17 protein-coding genes and 1 pseudogene are annotated in these 18415 nt (G+C 40.1%); 5 read left to right on the top strand and 13 right to left on the bottom strand.

Translation table 11 applies throughout. The features are described from left to right. Positions 1-150: 150 nt before the first annotated feature. The 9 genes and pseudogenes from ACYRY3_RS17205 to glmM form a co-directional block, all read right to left on the bottom strand. Positions 151-906 carry a DapH/DapD/GlmU-related protein gene (locus ACYRY3_RS17205; protein ID WP_460202843.1) on the bottom strand — a complete coding sequence of 252 codons (756 nt, stop codon included), beginning with the start codon at positions 904-906 and terminating at the stop codon, positions 151-153. Positions 907-984: 78 nt separating this feature from the next. After that, the gene (locus tag ACYRY3_RS17200) at positions 985-1548 is read right to left on the bottom strand and encodes an acyltransferase family protein (RefSeq protein ID WP_460202842.1); all 564 of its coding nucleotides are present in this window, start codon (positions 1546-1548) and stop codon (positions 985-987) included. Positions 1549-1671: 123 nt separating this feature from the next. Continuing rightward, positions 1672-2367 (bottom strand): acyltransferase, encoded by a 696-nt coding sequence (locus ACYRY3_RS17195; protein WP_460202841.1) that lies wholly within the window; start codon positions 2365-2367, stop codon positions 1672-1674. A gap of 1594 nt (positions 2368-3961) precedes the next feature. Next, complete coding sequence (locus ACYRY3_RS17190; RefSeq protein ID WP_460202840.1) at positions 3962-5194, bottom strand: septal ring lytic transglycosylase RlpA family protein; 1233 nt, start codon at positions 5192-5194, stop codon at positions 3962-3964. Positions 5195-6586: 1392 nt separating this feature from the next. Further along, positions 6587-7186, bottom strand: a pseudogene (locus tag ACYRY3_RS17185) (glycosyltransferase); the annotation flags it as partial. A 67-nt stretch (positions 7187-7253) separates the two neighbouring features. Beyond that, positions 7254-8420 (bottom strand): glycosyltransferase, encoded by a 1167-nt coding sequence (locus ACYRY3_RS17180; RefSeq protein ID WP_460202839.1) that lies wholly within the window; start codon positions 8418-8420, stop codon positions 7254-7256. Between the two features lie 28 nt (positions 8421-8448). After that, on the bottom strand, positions 8449-10113 hold the full coding sequence (hpsL, locus tag ACYRY3_RS17175; RefSeq protein ID WP_460202838.1) for a hormogonium polysaccharide biosynthesis protein HpsL: 1665 nt from the start codon (positions 10111-10113) through the stop codon (positions 8449-8451). 57 nt (positions 10114-10170) lie between these two features. Then, positions 10171-10893, bottom strand: a complete 723-nt coding sequence (locus tag ACYRY3_RS17170) for a glycosyltransferase family 2 protein (RefSeq protein ID WP_460202837.1) — start codon at positions 10891-10893, stop codon at positions 10171-10173. Between the two features lie 373 nt (positions 10894-11266). Further along, positions 11267-12727, bottom strand: a complete 1461-nt coding sequence (gene glmM, locus ACYRY3_RS17165) for a phosphoglucosamine mutase (RefSeq protein ID WP_460202836.1) — start codon at positions 12725-12727, stop codon at positions 11267-11269. A gap of 578 nt (positions 12728-13305) precedes the next feature. On the opposite strand from glmM, the gene ACYRY3_RS17160 reads away from it, so the two are divergent. The 3 genes from ACYRY3_RS17160 (at position 13306) to ACYRY3_RS17150 (ending at position 15950) form a co-directional block, all read left to right on the top strand. Continuing rightward, positions 13306-14022 (top strand): biliverdin-producing heme oxygenase, encoded by a 717-nt coding sequence (locus ACYRY3_RS17160; protein ID WP_460202835.1) that lies wholly within the window; start codon positions 13306-13308, stop codon positions 14020-14022. A 318-nt stretch (positions 14023-14340) separates the two neighbouring features. Then, positions 14341-15378 carry a cobalamin biosynthesis protein CobW gene (gene cobW / locus ACYRY3_RS17155; RefSeq protein ID WP_460202834.1) on the top strand — a complete coding sequence of 346 codons (1038 nt, stop codon included), beginning with the start codon at positions 14341-14343 and terminating at the stop codon, positions 15376-15378. 98 nt (positions 15379-15476) lie between these two features. After that, a complete protein-coding gene (locus ACYRY3_RS17150) occupies positions 15477-15950 on the top strand; it encodes an ABA4-like family protein (protein WP_460202833.1) in 474 nt (157 codons plus the stop codon). Positions 15951-16121: 171 nt separating this feature from the next. On the opposite strand, the gene ACYRY3_RS17145 is transcribed toward ACYRY3_RS17150, so the two are convergent. From ACYRY3_RS17145 to ACYRY3_RS17135, 3 genes are all read right to left on the bottom strand, one after another. Then, the gene (locus ACYRY3_RS17145; protein WP_460202832.1) at positions 16122-16337 is read right to left on the bottom strand and encodes an acetyltransferase; all 216 of its coding nucleotides are present in this window, start codon (positions 16335-16337) and stop codon (positions 16122-16124) included. A 69-nt stretch (positions 16338-16406) separates the two neighbouring features. Then, entirely contained in the window at positions 16407-16718 is a 312-nt protein-coding gene (locus ACYRY3_RS17140) for a DUF3181 family protein (protein ID WP_460202831.1), read from the bottom strand. A 115-nt stretch (positions 16719-16833) separates the two neighbouring features. Further along, positions 16834-17091 carry a 2TM domain-containing protein gene (locus ACYRY3_RS17135; protein ID WP_460202830.1) on the bottom strand — a complete coding sequence of 86 codons (258 nt, stop codon included), beginning with the start codon at positions 17089-17091 and terminating at the stop codon, positions 16834-16836. Between the two features lie 122 nt (positions 17092-17213). Here ACYRY3_RS17135 and ACYRY3_RS17130 point away from each other — a divergent pair, with 122 nt between their 5' ends. After that, a complete protein-coding gene (locus ACYRY3_RS17130; RefSeq protein WP_460202829.1) occupies positions 17214-17927 on the top strand; it encodes a Uma2 family endonuclease in 714 nt (237 codons plus the stop codon). Positions 17928-18063: 136 nt separating this feature from the next. Next, on the top strand, positions 18064-18258 hold the full coding sequence (locus ACYRY3_RS17125; protein WP_460202828.1) for a DUF2795 domain-containing protein: 195 nt from the start codon (positions 18064-18066) through the stop codon (positions 18256-18258). Between the two features lie 9 nt (positions 18259-18267). On the opposite strand, the gene ACYRY3_RS17120 is transcribed toward ACYRY3_RS17125, so the two are convergent. Further along, on the bottom strand, positions 18268-18415 hold a 148-nt coding region (locus ACYRY3_RS17120), incomplete at its 5' end, for a cyclic pyranopterin monophosphate synthase MoaC (protein WP_460202924.1).

Below are 18415 nucleotides of genomic sequence, written 5' to 3'. Positions count from 1 at the left end.
CAACTAAAAACCGTTATAGTGATGCAGTTTTTAGTTTTTAAGTCGCGAGTTAAGAAACGTCAATATACCTAGAACCCTTACCAATCAAGAATGGCACGCGTACAAAGGACGATCTTAACTCGTTAACTTTACTTGTGCCAACCGACTTATCTATCTCCAACTCTTTCTTTGAGAAACTATTGTCGCTGGCACTCCAACTGCAATTGAGTAGGGCGGGATATCTTTGGTCACAACTGCACCGGCACCAATGACACTACCGCGACCAATCCTTACCCCATCTAAAACCTTCACTCCGGTACCCAACCAGCAATCATCTTCAATCTCAATTCCCTGACTGGTAACCCCTTGCGAGTTCATGGGTTTAGTTAGGTCGGCAAAATTATGGTTGTTTGCATAAATCCCTGTATGAGATGCGATCGTGCAATCTTCCCCTATCTTAATGTGACCGGGTCCTGCAAAAGTGCAATACGGGCCAACATAGGTTCGTCTACCAATTTCAACCCAGCCGTTATCGTGAGCTTTGATATCAGTACCGCGATCGAGAATAGCTGCATCAAATATCAGAATTTTGCCATTGATACCATCCCCCGTCAGGCGGACATTGTCATGAAGCCACACTCCATCGCCTAAAGAAATTTTGTTCCCAGGCTTAGATGCATCTAGAAAGGAGCTTTGACCAATATGTACATTATTTCCCAGCTCGATTTGGTGCGAACCTAGAAACTCACACAAACGCTCGATTCTCACAGAGTTACCCATCCGCACCAGTATGCTGCGGTAAAGTAAGTTGCGTAAAAACCTACCTGGTACTGGAGGAATTCCTCCTACAAGTCCAATCAGTAAGACTTCTTTTAAACGCAGCCATCTTTCCAAAGAAATAAAGTATGTAGAGGTTATTGAGGTCATGGTTATCACCTTATAAATAATACAAGCGTTTTAGCAATTTCAAATGGTATATTGATTTTCGTCTGATGTAAGAGTTATTTACAAGTTGCTGACTGCATCTTTCACCTTGCGCTTCTTCAAGAAATGAGACATGAATGGGCGCTCAGCAACTAAGTAAAATAAGTAGCCAAATAACAATGACAGGACTGTACCTAGTAAGTAATACGTCACAGCGAACATTGTTGGAGACATTTGCCAACTTAAAAGCAATTGACGTACCAGCATTAACACCGGACCGTGGGTGAGATAGAGACTGTATGAAAAGGCTCCAAGTGCAATTGCCCAAGGGCGATCGAATAACCTCAACAATAGAGGCGGTTTTTTCTCGTCTACCACAAGTTGGGTGAAACAAATAAACAAACAAGCCGCTGCTGCACCAAGAAAACTTTGCCCTATCCAGAACTCTAAACTCAGGCGTCTCCACTCAGTCACAAAAGCAGTAACAGTGAAGAGCACTGCAAGTATCCCCCAAGGGATAGATTTTTTGAGATGGTTTAGCTTTGAATTTTGAGAAAACCCGACATCAGCCGCAAGCATCCCTAAAGCAAATATGCCAAGAAACCAAGGACAAGCGGATTCTAGAAATCTATTAAAGAGATACAAAGGTGCTAAGCGAAAGGGGTTGTTCGGTATTGGGAAAAACCCGGCTTCTTTGCTTGTAAAGACAGAGATTTTGTTGACTCAACTTAAAGAAACCGGGGTGTGTAGGATTGTAGTACCGACGCTCTAATCTCTAGATTTCACTAATTGCTTGCTAGTTCTCTGTTTGACAACTTTTGCAGGTATTCCCACAGCAACGGAATAGGGAGGAATGTCTTTAGTCACGACTGCACCTGCACCAATGACACTTCCTTTACCGATAGTCACTCCATCCAATACCGTTACCCCATGTCCCAGCCAACAGTCATCCTCAATGACAATCCCCTGACGAGTCACGCCCTGTGAGACAATCTTTTGAGTAGGGTCTTCAAAAACGTGATTGTTAGCAAAGATTCCTGAGTTGGATGCAATAAGACAATCTTTGCCAATTCTTATATTTCCAGGACCAGCTATACAAACGTTAGGGCCGATAAATGTACGTTCATCAATGTGAATACGCGTGTTATCCAACGCGCCGATATTCACGTTTTTTTCAAGGACAACTCCATCTGCTAGATCGATTTTATTATTTTTATGCCTTCCCCCATCTACACGAACATCTTTGAAAATATAGACCCCGTTACCAATTCTAATATATCTAGTACTGATAAATTCAGCCCCGTTTTGGATGTACACTGAGCTACCTATCAGGGAAAAAATACTCTTATAAAGAATATTTCGTAGCTTTACACCCAGAAAAAGCGTTGGAATATCTCCTAATAAAGTTGTTAAGAAAAGTTCTTGAAAACGCTTCCACTTTGAAATATCGTGCTCGTTATTCATGGCTCTAGAACTCTCTGTTAGTTAAGTGGTTTTTTAATACCTAGCAAAAGTTTTCAGAATGTTACCTAACCTGAGCTATCCTTAGTATCACTGTTTATTTTTAGAATCTCTGTCTTTTGGAATACCAGAGATATAGAAAAGTTACCAGTGAATACTATAGGTATTCTCAAACAATTTTTGAGAAATATGAAAGATAGCCTATTAGATCTACGGGGAGCTTGAATTTGGTGTTATTCAATAATAGATACTCTGATAGCTTGCAACTAATTCCTCTAAATTAGGCTATTCACAATTATCAAAGCTGATTTCGGAAATTATTAATTACTGAATCTCATTGCATAAACTACAACAACTATTAGACCAAGAGCGTCTATCAGTGAGTAGATTTGCTAAAAAATGATTTCTTGATTCAGTTATAAAATTGTTTTTTCACTTAATTACATCTGTTAGAATCATCCGAAAGTAAGAGAGTAATTTCCTCTCATACTCTTATTAAGATGCAATATTTGAATACACCAAAATATTTACACTTTTATACATAGCAGTCCTATCTAATTTGTGAAATTGTTAGCCCACCATCATAGAATCGGTGCGAGCCTATCTACCAACTTACTACAAAATTACCTGTTGTTCACAAATGATTTAGGATTGCTATACCAATACAGCACATCAGGGGGGAGTGTCACCAACTTCAGCCATCTCATTGAAGTTTACCATCGGTGCATATAAATATACACTTCCCCGACTACTATAACGGCTTTCTTGTAGCCAGTTTCTAGAGTCTACTGCTGTAATCATGATGTGCAATAACCATTCTTAAATGAATAGAAAATTAGTGATACAAGTCAATAATCAATATAACAAAACTTTTGTGAATTAACTTTAAAGTACTAAGGAGAAATATGAGCTTTTCATGAAATCTTTGAAAACTTGTCCCCAAACACTGTTGATATTACTTATGAAATTTTTATATATAAGTAACAATACTGACATCTTGCATCTTTTCAAGAAAATAACGTGCGGCATAGCCCTACCTACGAATTACTCCTTTTTCGCTCTAAAATTACCGATTTTTGTAGGTAGGGCTAAAGCCCACCATCTTGGTGTTGTGGTGTGCAGTGCCCACCCTACATCTACTACATCTACATCTATGTCTTTAGGTAATCCAATGGCGGGAAGGGAGTAATCAGCTTTTTAGCTTACTATTTTCTCAATAAGACAGTGGTGTAAGATATGAGGAGAATAAAGACTGTGTAAGTTCAATTCAGACATTTTCTTAATAACAGCGACTGCGGGGGAGCGTTGCCCGCCCAGTAGAAAAGACAGACCAAAATGCCCATCATATCATGTTAGCACAAAGACTTATCATTAAGGCAGATGGGGAGATGGGGAGATGGGGAGATGGGGGGCGGGTTTTCCGGTTTTTGCGATTATTGTTTAATAATAACTAATTAACCGAACTTAATATGAATCCCCCCTTATCAAGGGTGGAAACAAGAAATTCAATTCCCTCCCCTTGATAAGGAAGGGGAGGGCTAGGGTGGGGTAAAACTGAACCCTTTACCGGGTGTGATGGGAAGGAGTTGGGGATAGTTCAGTCCGAAATGACTGCAAGTTTTCTTGGAGGCTTCGGCATTTTAATGCCAAGGCTTGAGTTTTTCAAAGTCATTCTAGGTTCGCTTTTGTTCAAAATAACCGCTTCATAATGTACAACTCCAGCTAATTCGCTATCGATACAGCGGGCGGCTACCCTGGATAAATCCAAGCTCCTCGGGGGAATATAAGGACCTCGGTCATTGACTCTCACAATCACTGTTTTGCCGTTTCTCAAATTCGTTACCTGCAAGTAGGTGTTAAATGGCAGTGACTTATGAGCAACTGTTAATTCGTTCTGATTGAATGTCTCACCGTTTGCTGTTAGGCGACCGTGAAAGTACGGACCGTACCAAGATGCTAAGCCAGACATTCTTTTCTTTGAAGGAGTCAAGCCGTACATCTCCCGTTGTCCCTCTACAAGTGATAGAGTAGGAGTTTGCAATGCTTGACGCAAATTATTAACCCACTCAATCGCTAACAAGTCACCACTACGGTGCATGTTTTTAGTCACTTCTTTCCCAATACCAAATAAAAAGCGATTCCCTGCCATTAAAGCAGGTATTCCGTCAACTAGGGCGGGTCGTAACCGGGAAGCGTCAAAGGTAGATGATTTCACAAGTCTTGCCAAGCGTTGCTGCATCAATCTAGCTTGCTGTTTATCGGGTAGATGAGCTACCAAACGGTTATTGAGCCATACCTCATAATTGTTTTCGCTTCGGCTAACAACTACCACCGGCGAAGAAGCAGAATCAAAACTTGATTCAATAGGAGTGGAAAAGCGAAAGAAATTTTGCAGCGATCGCAGTATTTGATTTGGGAGGAAATCTCGGTGCTCGGAACCTGTTTCTATCAAGCTTGGAACGGGTAGAAAACTTGCATCTTTGATACTAGGCTGCTTTGCTAATTTATCTCGTGGAGTAGTACAAAAGTGATTTTTACTATCTCTAGCCCTTTTTACTAATGGATTGGGAGGCTTAGCGTCGCTTGCGCTCGATTCCCTATCTCCCCAATCTATCTTGAGAAACCTTGGAGACAGCAGCGTTGTACTTAAAGCACTTATTTGCTGTTGCTCAGGCATAAAAAATGGGCGAGATTTACCAACCAGCATACCTGAATTGAATAACACTTTTGCCGGAATATCCTTTGAAGTAAAACTTAGTGGCAAGCTTTGGTTAAACGACAAAGTAGCCCCAATCCAGGATGTAACCCAAAGTAGTCCAAGAAATATCATGGTTCAGTCAGTTTTCAGGTAACCGCACCTTTTCATGGTGCAAACCTTGTTTTCTGTAATGACAATTCTCAATCATTAAACCACAACATCTCCTCTTTTACAAAATAAGAGTTTTCGCGCAGTTATGATTAAGATACTGAGCGATCCCAGCACGTTACATATTATCCTGTTGTCGCTCAATAAGCAAATAAAACTTTTAGATATCATTTTCGATTCTTACTTGTTTTATGATTTAAATTTTTTATCACTTAGTTCAAATCACATCAACCAAAGAGTTCAAGAACTATTTTTGAATCTCAGTATTTTTTGTACAAAATATTACATCAATAGCAAAGTGTAAGAAGTCATGTATACTGGTTGTTGCGTAGCCTTTTTGATTTTTCCTTATAGTCTTTTTTGTAATCCTGCTGTGACTACCCTAATATATTAAATTTCTCATTGGAAATTTTATTTTCTCCTCCAAGGAAATACTTAAAACTCTTGTATTATATTTTGTTAGTCATTTAATTTATACTGAGTTTGAGTTTTACTTTAAGCACAACCAGTGTGTAAAGTCGAAAAATTATTTGTAAACAACTCAAAAAAACTATTAAATTTACTAATGATAGGAAAGATTTCATCCTCTAGAGAGAAATTTTATCTAGGTTGTCAATTGTGAATCTTATAAAAAGTATTATGTTCTTGAGCTATGGTGGTGAAAATATCGTGTATTTCTTCCAAGTCGTTAATCGTTATTAGTTGTACAGTTTGCAGACGTTTTGCTTTCAGTACTACTTACTAGTATTTGCTAGATGAATTCTGAGGGGAAGCAAGCATCAAATTACCCATAATGTAGATTTGTCTACTTATGAGTAGTTTTGAATAGGTTTTATAGTACGCAAAGGATGAAGTATGAAGGCTCAAGGATGAAAGTAACGGGCTTTTACTGGAAGCTTTATAAGGATTCACAATGATAGCCTTATTTCTACCGATGTGTACTAGCAAGAGGTTGTTGTAGGGGCAAACAACCGATTGCCCCTACCTATGTACTTCATTTACCTAAAAAATGCTGTAATTCCACTACTTCTCAATCGCTGTTTCAAGAAAATTGATACCTACTACACCTTTGTTGAAGAAGAATCTAGTTTTCTGAGAAACTGATGATTGCCATAGAGTGTTTCAAAGACCTGCTTGTTCCATGTGGCTAATAGCATACAAGTTGCATAAAGTCTTTTTAACTTAGCTCTCTATGATACCATTTTATGGTTATTTTGGCGGGCGCTTGAGATGGGCATCTAAAGGGATAGTCTTAAAATCTAGCATGGATTGGCAATTAGGAGTAATGGAGAATTTCGCAATATGCCACATCCTTAAAAAAGGACTGCTAAATGTAACGGATTGCAAAGTATAATAATCTTCTCGTACCGCACTACCGCGAAATCTCTCATCAAATTTCAGCCCGTACTTTGTGAAAATTTCACGACGGAAGGACATATTACAGCCCCTTGCTGTTAGCACCTGCTGGGGTTTTACTGTGTGTACTAAGTCAATATGGTACCAAGCAATCCCTGGGTCCATCGCTTGAGGAGGAAGATATTCAATCTGTAATTTTCCTCCAGAGTCACCCAACTTCATTCTGTCAAAGACACGTCCGGCAACAGCTCCCACGTCTGGTTTTTCTAAATAATTTTTTGCATGGGCTGCCAAAAATCCAGGTTGTAGTTGCACATCATCGTCTATAAACAAAATAATCTCACCAGTTGCCCTTTTGATAGCATAATTTCGAGCCCCTGGCAAACTCGCCCATTTCAGATGAAACCACTTTATTTTACCTGCGGTTGATAATTCTTCTAGATAAGATTCTATTTCTGGCTTGTGTTCTGGAGTTTGATCGACAACCAAAACTTCAAAGTTTGGATAATCCTGCTTTAGGACATCTGCAACACTATCGCGGAGTGGTTCTTCACGACCATAGGTTGGGATAATTACGGAAATTAAGGGGTAAGATGACATTTTTGTATCTATATATCCTATCTAAGTAAATATACTGAATTTATCTACAAGTGAGTTTTCTTCTACTTTATGCTTCCCCTGCTGCTTCTGAATACAAATTGTCAAATAGCTCATTTTGAATTTCAGAGTTGTTGAAGTTTTTTGCTTGTGCTAAAGCCCCTTCACTAAGTAACTCATAATGTTCATCTTTATCGTCTCTATCTAAAAAGTTTAGTATGACTTGTAATGCTCGATCTGCTATCAGTTCATATGTACTATCTAAAATATCCCAATACTCTTCAGAATTTCGTTTTTCTGCGGGTAACCAGTTTTTCCAGTGCCTAATGTCGTTAAGCTCTAAGGGCAACAAATATCCATTTTTTTCATGATGCACAAATTCTGGTAAAGCACATACATTTGTCGTAATAGCAGGAGTTGCAACAGTAAATCCTTCAATTACACTAAAACCATATGTGTCATGCAAAGTAGCCAACATTTGAAAATGACTTTGTGACAGTAATTCAATAACTTTTCCATTGGGGAGACTCTTATAATGAGTCACGTTAGGTAAATCAAGTAACTTCAGGTCATCTGCATACTTTGACTTATCTGGAAAATCTGTAGGGACTCCTGACCCGTGTTTCAGTTCAGATATTATATGCACATCAATAGGTAAACCCATTTTTTCTGCTTTCTTTGCCAGTCTTAAAGCGACGATTCCACCTTTTCTAGCTAGGTGATTCCCTACAAATAACAGCTGCAATCTCTGGGACTTTTTGTAACTTTTAGGAGATGTTACTCTAACTGGAAAGTTAGGCTGAATAACAATAACTTTACGAACCACTTTTTCCAATAAATCTCTGTTAATTTTATCAAGCCAAGTCAAACATCTCATGTTCGCATAATCTGATATGGCAATCATTTTTTTACAATTTTCTAATCCCAAGCGATTGTTTAAGTGTTCATAAGCTAGAGCTTCAACCTTATTGCGGGGATTTATATATAAAAAGGAATGATCTTCAAAAGTGATAAACCAAGTTTTTTTTGTTTCTATAATTTTGTTAAAAGAATGAATAATTTGGTGTTGTCTCCAGATGGGTCTCCAGAAACTAAAGCTTGATAAAGGATGCCAAACTTTTTCCAAAGGATATCTCCCTGAAGGAAAAGGTTTAGCATGCACTACTTTATGCCGGGATTTCCGAGGCAGATTATTATTGCTTAAATGCTTTATACCTGTGATGAGAACCTTGACCATCTTTGCTTACCTGTAATTTAAATTCAATTTAGTTCAATAGTGCTTTTACTGTTTTTTTCTTCGACTGTTTTTGCTCGGAATTTTCAGAATTTTCTTTCTCTTGTTTATCTATCACTGGTAATTTCAAGAGAACACCAGCAGCAAACCAGTAATACACAGCCACTGGATCGACATCCAAAGGATAGTAGTAGGTGTTGTAACTAATAAACAATATAAACACCCATAAAGCCGATCCGTAACTGCGGAAATTACGGTTTTTTACCAGACGATTCGTTCTGTAACAAGTGATTGTTAGAGTTGTGACCAAAGCCAGAAAAGCCAAGGTTCCTAATGGGCCAACTTCATAGAGGACTTTAGGATAATAGGTTTCAATTAGCCTGGTTTCACCCATTGCACGGGCTGAGTTTGTGGCGCGACCCAAGCCATTGCCTAAAATTCCTCTTTGTTCTTTGAAAGATTCCTCAAATTGTTGTGTAATAAACTCGTATGGTGGTGAAGCCTCCCATCGTTCATTAAAACTTGCTGTCCTTTCTTCTAGAACTGCAGGGTTGCTCACTACAGCAATCCCCAAGATAAGTGCAAGCCCTACTCCTATAGGGATAAACCGCTTCAGGTTACGAAGTTGACCTGTTAGCAATAGCAAAGCTACAAAGCAGATGGGTACCAATGCTAAAGCTATTCTCTGTCCGGAGATCACTGCGTTGATAAAGACTGCGGCGATGGAACCCAAACTGATAAAACGCCAAATAATAGAAGGATCGCTAAAACCAGAGGCAAAGCTAAAAAAGGTGCTAGAAATCAAGAACCAAGCCCACTGCCAAGGTGCAACAAAGGTTCCTGGTAAGCGAATCATCCCTTGATCGGGGCTGTAGACTAGAGAACCCCCAAAATAACAACGGGCTTCAATTGATGCCTTGAATAAGGCAGCACCTTGTAGATTTCTTGTGCCTTGGCAGACCCCAGTTAGCAGTAGCATATACTGGATAAATCCCAATCCACAGCAGATGAGTATAATAACAACCTGCATCCGTGAGAAAAATAAAAAATCTCGTTTGTTGCGTATTAAATAGTAAGCGCAAGTTATTAGGGGTATGTAGCCTATAAATACTTTCAGACCCAAAATACCCATGAAAAACGGTTTTTCGTTGGGTCCGCTTCCTATACCACTTGTAGGCGGGCTAAATTGCTGCATCCCATTGACAAATAATAGTGTCAGCACGCATAAGCCCAACAAAATAAAGAATGGAGTTTTAATGGCTTTGGGGATAATAAAGGGTTGTTTCTGCTTGCTGCATGCCTGCCAAAGTGCAATGACTACTGGAATGTAGAAGGAATCTTTAGCAAGTTGGAGTATGGGACTGCTACCAATGTAGTAAGTAATAGTACCGCTAAAGGGCATATAAATCAGGAAAGCAAAAAGCGCTTGGCGGGGATATTTGTACGATAAAGACAGGGTAATGATTCCCAATATACCCGGAACTGCTGCCTTAATTCCTCCAATAAGAGCCAAGAGAATGCCAACAAAGATACCGCCTGCGACGGCGGTGGAAAAAAGATTGGTAAATTCTTTTCTTGCCTGTGCAGCTTTTCGCTTTTGTGCTAGCCGTTCTTTGAGGCTAAGAGCTGGCGTTTCCTCTTTCTGCTGCTTTTTTGTTTTTTTGGATTTCTTGCCTTTTACTTTTGATTTCAGCATGACCTTGCTGCAAATATACCCGTGAGTCAGCTATAATTATCTCGGGTTTCACAGGGGTCATCTTGAATACGTTGTTTCTGTTATAACTGAATTTTGTCTTAATGGGTATAGGTTAAATTCCTCAAGCATCGATTGGTTCAGCGATTTGCGATTGAGGATATTAAACGTCAGTTTCGTCGTTCCGTAATACAGATTTTCTCCAGTAGCGACTATGTAGACGGCACCTGGGAAAGGTAGTGGTTTTAGAGGGTTTCCTTCATGAGCTAGTGTTTGTCTGACTTTTTCATGATCTACGTAGAATTTGTAGTATCCATAGCCTCTATTGTATTCTGGGTTCTCAGGTAGTTGATTTAACTCATACTTGATGATGTTGCTGGTTCCACACATCTTGTAAAAATTTCTTCGTTTCAGGAAGACAAAATCACTACCGTTTTGATATTTGTAGCCTCTGTTGACAAACCACCCATTACAATCAGGATTTTGATTGACAAACTCTGCCAAGTACTTGCTGACACAATCGTCAGCATCAACTGCCATTGTATGAGTTGGTAAAAATTCTCGAGCGTGAACTAATCCTTTAAGGATTTTGCGCCCCTTGTCTGTATGCCCCCTACAGAAATCATCTGCTTCGTTTGCTGGTGGAAAATCAACTTCAATATAGGTGATTTTAGGATGTCGAAAATCAAGACGCGGACGTTCGTGACAAACAACAATTACTCTGTATTCTTGTGAAGTTTGATTGCAGAGCGATCGCACGCACCTCTCAAATAGTTGAGTCACAAGCTCCCAAGATTTTGAAACTTGTGGGCTTTTTAGCGGCACCACAAAAACTAGCATAAGCCAAAGACTGCGAAACTACTTTTTCTAAGCAATGGGAATTACTGGTCGAGATTTCTAAAGGCTTCCATTTCCATACAGAGGTCAGGGTTGTATGGGTTTTACGCATTTGAGCGACTTAATAGGATCTTAACGTTAATCTTTGGAAAAAAATTATGAAAATTTTATATAAATTTTACAGAAATTTCGTATTTCTAACTGAAGTGGCAGCCAAACAAACAAAGCCCGCCTGCGCGGGCTTCATGCTGTTATTTGTACTGGCTGTGGTGGGCGGTGCCCACCCTACGGTTCTATTCGGGGGTCAGTGACTTACGAGTTAATCTGCCAAGTGTTGCTGGACTTGTAATACCAATTCATTTGTCCAATAGTTAGCGAGTTCGGAATCTTCGGCTTCTACCATAACTCGGATGACTGGTTCGGTACCGGAGGCGCGGACTAGAATTCTTCCAGCATCACTCATGGCGGCTTCGGCGCGGGCAATAGCTTGTTGTAAAGGTTGGCACTCTTTCCACGCAATACGCTTTGACCTATCTTCTACTCGCACGTTCCGCAAGAATTGTGGGTATGTGTGAAAGCTCCGATCTACCATTTCCGATAGGGGAACACCTGCTTGTTGAACCAAGGCTGCTAGGTGTAGTGCTGTTAACAAACCATCTCCGGTAATGCCATAGTGACGGCAAAGAATGTGACCTGACTGTTCGCCTCCAAGCATTCCCCCTGTCCGCAGCATTTCTGCTTGCACGTACTGGTCGCCAACTGCTGTACGAATCAATTTACCACCTGCTTGTTTCCACGCTCTCTCAAAGCCAAGGTTTGCCATGACGGTGGAAACAATCAAGTTGTCTGGTAGTTCTTGCTTTTGCTGCAAGCAGCGTCCCCAAAGGTAGAGGATGTAATCACCATTGACTTGACGACCCGTATTGTCTACAGCCAAAACGCGATCTGCATCGCCATCAAAGGCAAAGCCCAGATCGGCTTGGTATTCATTAACCGTTGCTTGCAAAATGTCTAAGTGAGTGGAACCGCAATTCACATTGATGCGATCGCCATCTGCTTGATTGTGCAAGCAAACAACTTCTGCCCCTAATTCCTCAAATACTGAGGGTGCTAGACCAACGGCTGCTCCCCACGCTAAATCTAAAACAATTCTCATGCCTTGAAAATTCACACTACCGTGCAGTGGTTTTTTCAAAGCCCGAGCGTAATTTTCCACCAGATCTGGGCGAGAGTAGTGCTGTCCGCGATCGCGAAGTACCGGATATGGTGTTAATCCCCGCAACCCTGCTTCAATTTCTGCCTGCAATGCTTGGGGTAACTTCAAACCATCTGCGCCAAAAATTTTAATACCATTATCTTCTGGCGGGTTATGACTTGCAGATATCATCACTCCCCCAATGGCATCACTCGTACTGCTGATAAACGCAACACAGGGAGTGGGGCATAAACCCAAATACCAAACCTCTAGCCCTGCTGCTGTTAACCCCGCACTTAAAGCCGTAGCAAGCATATCGCTGGAGTTCCTGGAGTCCTGCCCGAGGAGCACTGGTCCTGGGTGAGAAACTTGGCTACGCAAAACCACTCCAGCCCAAAAACCAACTTGTAATGCTAGGGGTGCAGTTAACAGTTCTCCTACGCGCCCCCGAATTCCATCTGTTCCAAACAGAGGGGTACCAGGCAGCGATATTAAATCCAGACCAAAATTTTCCTTATTATCATTGCCTTGAGAAGCTGATTCCTCAGAAATACCGCCTTGATTTTGCGTTATAAATGATACCATAATTTAAATATCTCTACACAGTCACACTGGAGAATAACACTTTAAACTTCATTCAACAATTCCCTTCATATACCTTTTCCTCAGGACATTTTACTAATTTTTACCTCTATAAATTTATGCCAATTTGTCGCCTTTTTCAGCAAAAATACTTATATTCCTGATGATGTTATTGTAAAGATTTTGTAAATTCAGCAATAGCACTGAACTAGATGATTACCTTAATGATTTGTGACAAATTATTCCCAGACTTGAAATTTTATCTCTCTATGGCAGAGGTTATAAACTTAAACTTTGACCGTTATGTATTTTTAGTTACTTTTTTGTAAAAATTTACGCTAAAATTGTAAATAATCGTACACAAGCATCGTTAAGACAGGGCTCAGAAGACTTCGAGTAGTGAAAATATAGGTTTATACTTCTTATGACATTATATGTATAATTGAATACTAAGCTTAAAAACTTAAAAAATATTAATAGAAATTCTCATCAAATAGTTCTACTGTAACGTTTTAGTGGCTTTTGTAGCCGTTCGTAAATCCATCTCCGGCAGTTGACTTTTTAAAGTTGAGCAATTTAATATGAGCAGCAATTTAGCAACAAAATTGCGTGTAGGGACAAAAAAAGCCCACACGATGGCAGAAAATGTTGGATTTGTCAAGTGCTTTTTAAAAGGAGTCGTTGAGAAAAACTCCTATCGCAAACTCGTGGCTAACTTCTACTTCATCTACTCAACCATTGAAGAAGAGATGGAGAAGCACCAGAACCATCCAATTATTTCTAAAATCAATTTTCCCCAACTTTACCGCAAGCACACTTTAGAGCAGGATCTCAACTACTACTATGGAAGCAACTGGCGGGAGCAAATTCAACTATCTCCTGCAGGTGAAGCGTACTTAGAGCGCATCCGGGTAGTTTCGGAAAAAGAACCTGAATTATTAGTAGCTCACTCCTACACCCGTTATCTGGGAGACTTGTCTGGCGGACAAATTCTCAAGGGGATTGCCCAAACAGCAATGAACCTTTCCGACGGACAAGGTACCGCCTTTTATGAATTTGATGAAATTCCTGATGAAAAGGCATTTAAAGCTAAATACCGTCAGGCATTGGACGAACTCCCAATAAATGATGCTACAGCCTCTCGGATTGTTGATGAAGCCAACGCTGCTTTTGGCATGAACATGAAAATGTTCCAAGAGTTGGAAGGCAATCTTATTAAAGCCATTGGTCAAATGCTGTACAATACTCTGACAAAGCGTCGTACACGCGGCAGTACCGAGCTAGCAACTGTCGAATAACAGCACCATAAGCCACAAAGTTTTATCAATTGTAGGGGCAGCACCTCTGGGATTACCCTAGCGAAGTAGGGAGTCGCGGAGAGGTAGCCCCTACAGCTTTTGAGCAAAGTTTTAAGTGGCTCATTCACACAAATAACGACTAATTAAGTCAGTCGGCGTGAATAAACAGACAGGAGTTACAAAATGTAAATGGATCTGAAACCTTACTAATAACCAATGACAAATGACTAAGGACGGTCCTCATGAGTTAACTTTAATTTATGTCATCCTACTTACCAACACCCTTGATTCTAGATATTGGACTTTATAAACATAAAAATGGCAGCAAAAATTCCCGTTACTATCATCACTGGATTTTTAGGGAGTGGTAAAACTACCCTCATTCGCCACTTACTACAAAATAACCAAGGACGGCGCATTGCCGTGTTAGTTAATGAATTCGGCGAACTTGGTATTGATGGTGAATTATTAAAAACTTGTCAAATTTGCCCAGAAGATGATACCAGCGATAACATTTTTGAATTAACAAATGGCTGTTTGTGCTGTACAGTGCAGGAAGAATTTTTACCTACAATGCAACAGTTAATTAAGCGTAGAGATAGTATTGATTGCATTTTGATAGAAACTTCTGGTTTAGCACTGCCAAAACCCTTGGTAAAAGCTTTTCGCTGGCATGAAATTCGCAATGCAGCCACAGTGGATGCTGTTATTACGGTGGTAGATTGTGCAGCAGTTGCTGCTGGGACATTTGCCAGTAACCCAGAGGCAGTGGAAGCACAACGGCAAGCAGACGATAGTTTGGAACACGAAACACCATTACAAGAACTGTTTGAAGACCAGCTGGCTTGTGCGGATTTAGTGGTGTTGAATAAAACCGATTTAGTTGATGAGTCTTCTAAGACAACTGTTGAACAGTTAGTTCAACAAGAATTACCCAGAGGTGTGAAAGTTGTAGAAAGCAATTACGGTCAACTTGATGCCTCTGTTTTACTGGGATTCCAAGCTGCAGTTGAAGATAACTTAGAGACTCGCCCAAGCCACCACGACACAGAAGAAGAACATGACCACGATGACGAGATTACTTCTACTTACCTGATTCTAGACCGTGCCTTTGACCCACAGAAACTTGTGTCTCAGTTACAAGTCCTGGCGCAACAGCAAGAGATATATAGGATTAAGGGCTTTGTGGCAGTACCAAATAAATCTATGCGTTTGGTGATGCAAGGTGTAGGCAATCGGTTTGAACAATTCTACGATCGCCCTTGGAAACCACAAGAACCAAAACAAACCCGCCTTGTTTTTATTGGTCGCGCTCTTAACTCTTCTAGCATAGAATCACAATTAACATCTTTGTAGAGTTGGTAGGTCAAGTCGATATTAAGATAGACCTTTCCCATTGTGATATGATTTTGTGGGCACTGCCCACCCTACTAAGTTGGAATTTTCAATTATTTATGTCTGTCGAGCAAATTTTCAATATTGCCAATTTTTTTGTTTTGCCCTTTTGGATTTCAATGATATTACTGCCTAGATGGAACGTTACAAAAAGGGTCATGGAGTCTTATATTCCTTTCGTTCCACTAGCTGCAGCATATTTGTATTTATTTATTGCCAGTATCACACCAGAATCTGCTCAAGCTTTTTCAAGTCCTCAGTTAGCGGATCTTGCGCGGTTGTTTGCAGATGAAAAAGTGACAGCTACTGGTTGGATTCATTTTTTAACTTTGGACTTATTTACAGGGCGCTACATTTACCTAGAAGGACAGAAAACGGGGATTTGGACAATCCATTCACTGATACTTTGTTTATTTGCCGGTCCAATGGGATTACTTTCTCACATTTTTACTTACTGGATAACAAAGCGGTTTTTTCCCCGTGGTGAAGGTGAAGAAATTAATGGTGTAGAGAAGTCTTCAGCGATTGGTTAAATATGCTCTTTTAATATGGTATTTTTATCTTGAGGTAGACTGGTTACGGGCGAGACGCCCGTACCACTAGAATTTCCCAACCACAAGCATCCACTAGAATTAGGTTGGCACTATTTTAAGGAAGGTTGGATAAACCCTAATATTCAGAATCTGATGAAGTTGGTAAGATGACTAATTCGTACTATTTCTGTAATTGGCATCCATCCAACAACGTGGTAGATTTTCACCAGAAGGAAAAACGAGATTGTCTTTTTTATAAGAATCCGCTTGCTGTTCTTCTTGACCTTCTTGTTCTTGTGCGCGGATCGTATCAGTATTGGGATTTATCAATTCCTGAACATCAACAACTTTGACGAGTTCACCACTATCCTTGAGTTGTAAAAGCATAAAATAATCCTCCTTAAATTTACCTGGAAATTTGTTATTGTGATTAACTGAGTGCCCGTAACAATTTAATTACATTTCCTGCTGATATTTTTCTAAAATATCTACTAAATTAACCTGGCATTGTACTGGTAGTAAATCAATCAGAGGAAGTTCTTTTCTACCGCCACCAATCTTGACTGGAATAGATTGTAAAACTTCTATAACATCCTCTTCTTCCACAGTTTTGCTAGCGGTAATTAAGGGGTACACTTGTTCCGCTACTACTGTATGCAGTTTGGCATCTGATAAATAAAGATGCCACTTGGCAATATCTATGTAAACGCTTTCGCCAATTTCTGCAGCTAGGGCTTCTAGTAATTCTGTGGTGTTAGTTGGAGCCATAAATATAACCCTATATAATGAGTTTAATCTCTCATCTCAATTAAGATTATCGCTCATTTATCGACCAAGCTCTACCACCACAAGTTACAATCGCCCCAGCTTAACCAGTCCTTCTTCAGGTGGATGTAGGTGGTGTTTCTGAGTAATTAGCGATCGCTGAAATATAAATTAGATGGACTAACAATACGACTAACCAACTTGCAGTCAACCAAGGTAACCACTCCCAGGTTGCATTATTTAGGTTATGGAAAAACCACAAACCTGAATTAAACAATGCGAATATTGCCACATGAACTGCAAAATTCATTCGGTCATCTAACTTGCGGTAAGCAGGGTCTTTGCGGTCGGGTTTACGGGGCCAACGAGGAGGCATAAATATTTATTACACGTCGTAGACATCTGATTCATTTTAAAGTTTTTGCGAGTCCGGTTAGCGTCCACCTTACAAATCTGATTGGCTTAAAATTGAAGTATAAACAATCTGGGGTAAAATCAATGACAACCTTTTCGCAAGTTGATGAGGATATCCTCTTTCCCAGCAGTGACGGCAAACCAATGGCGGATAATACAGAGCAGTTTCGTTGGATAGTTATTATCAAAGAGAATTTGGAGATTCTGTTTGCTGCTGATGAAAATGTTTTTATTGCAGGAGATTTACTTTGGTATCCCGTGCGATCGCAAATTATTCCAGCAGTAGCGCCAGATGTGATGGTTGTCTTTGGTAGACCAAAGGGCAAACGCCGTTCCTACCGTCAGTGGAACGAGGAGAATATTCCACCCCAAGTTGTATTTGAAATTCTCTCCCCCAGCAATAGTACTGATGAAATGAACCGTAAGCTGGAATTTTATAATACTTATGGTGTCGAGGAGTACTACATATACGACCCAGACAACTATCAACTTGATGGATGGTTGCGGCAAGGGGAGAACCTACAAAAGCTTTGGCAAATGGATCGATGGGTTAGCCCGCGTTTGGGAATTAGGTTTGATATTACACAAGGTGAACTTATTATCTACAGTCCAGATGGTCAAAGATTTTTAACATCGGTGGAACGAGAGCAACGAGCAACACAGGCTGAATTACTGTTAGAACAAGAACGCCAAAAGGCTGAACAAGAACGCCAAAGGGCTGAACAAGAACGCCAAAGGGCTGAGCAGTTATCAGCTTATTTGCGTTCCCTTGGTGTTGATCCCGATAATCTTCCGTGAAGTTATTTGAGGCTCTCAAATATCCGATATCTATCCAACGCAATAAATCTTACACAGTGGCTCTGTAAGCTATTTGATAGAGGTAGCCAGTACATTCACTTGCCAAGATGGAAGAAACGTTTAGAGGTGGATAAAAATGGCTAAGCTCAATCCCATCCAACTACAAAAACACTTGAAAGGTGTTGATTATCCTGTTAAAAAGGAACAATTGATTAAACACGCACAGCAGAACGGTGCTGACGACAACGCTATTTCTGTATTGCAACAAATTCCCGATAAGGACTACCAAGCTCCCACTGATGTCAGCGAAGCAGTAGGAGATATTGTATAAAGTTTAACCTTAACCTGGTCGGGAATAACTTCCTGATTTCCCGCCAGTTTTGCTTAGCAACTGAATTGATTCTATTTGAATCGATTTTTCCAGGCCTTTTGCCATATCATACAGAGTCAAAGCAGCAACGGAAACGGCTGTTAAAGCTTCCATTTCT

It is taken from the genome of Scytonema sp. NUACC21 (genome assembly GCF_054684315.1).
Note: the sequence above shows the minus strand (reverse complement) of the source record. Positions and strands in the feature narration are given on the sequence as shown.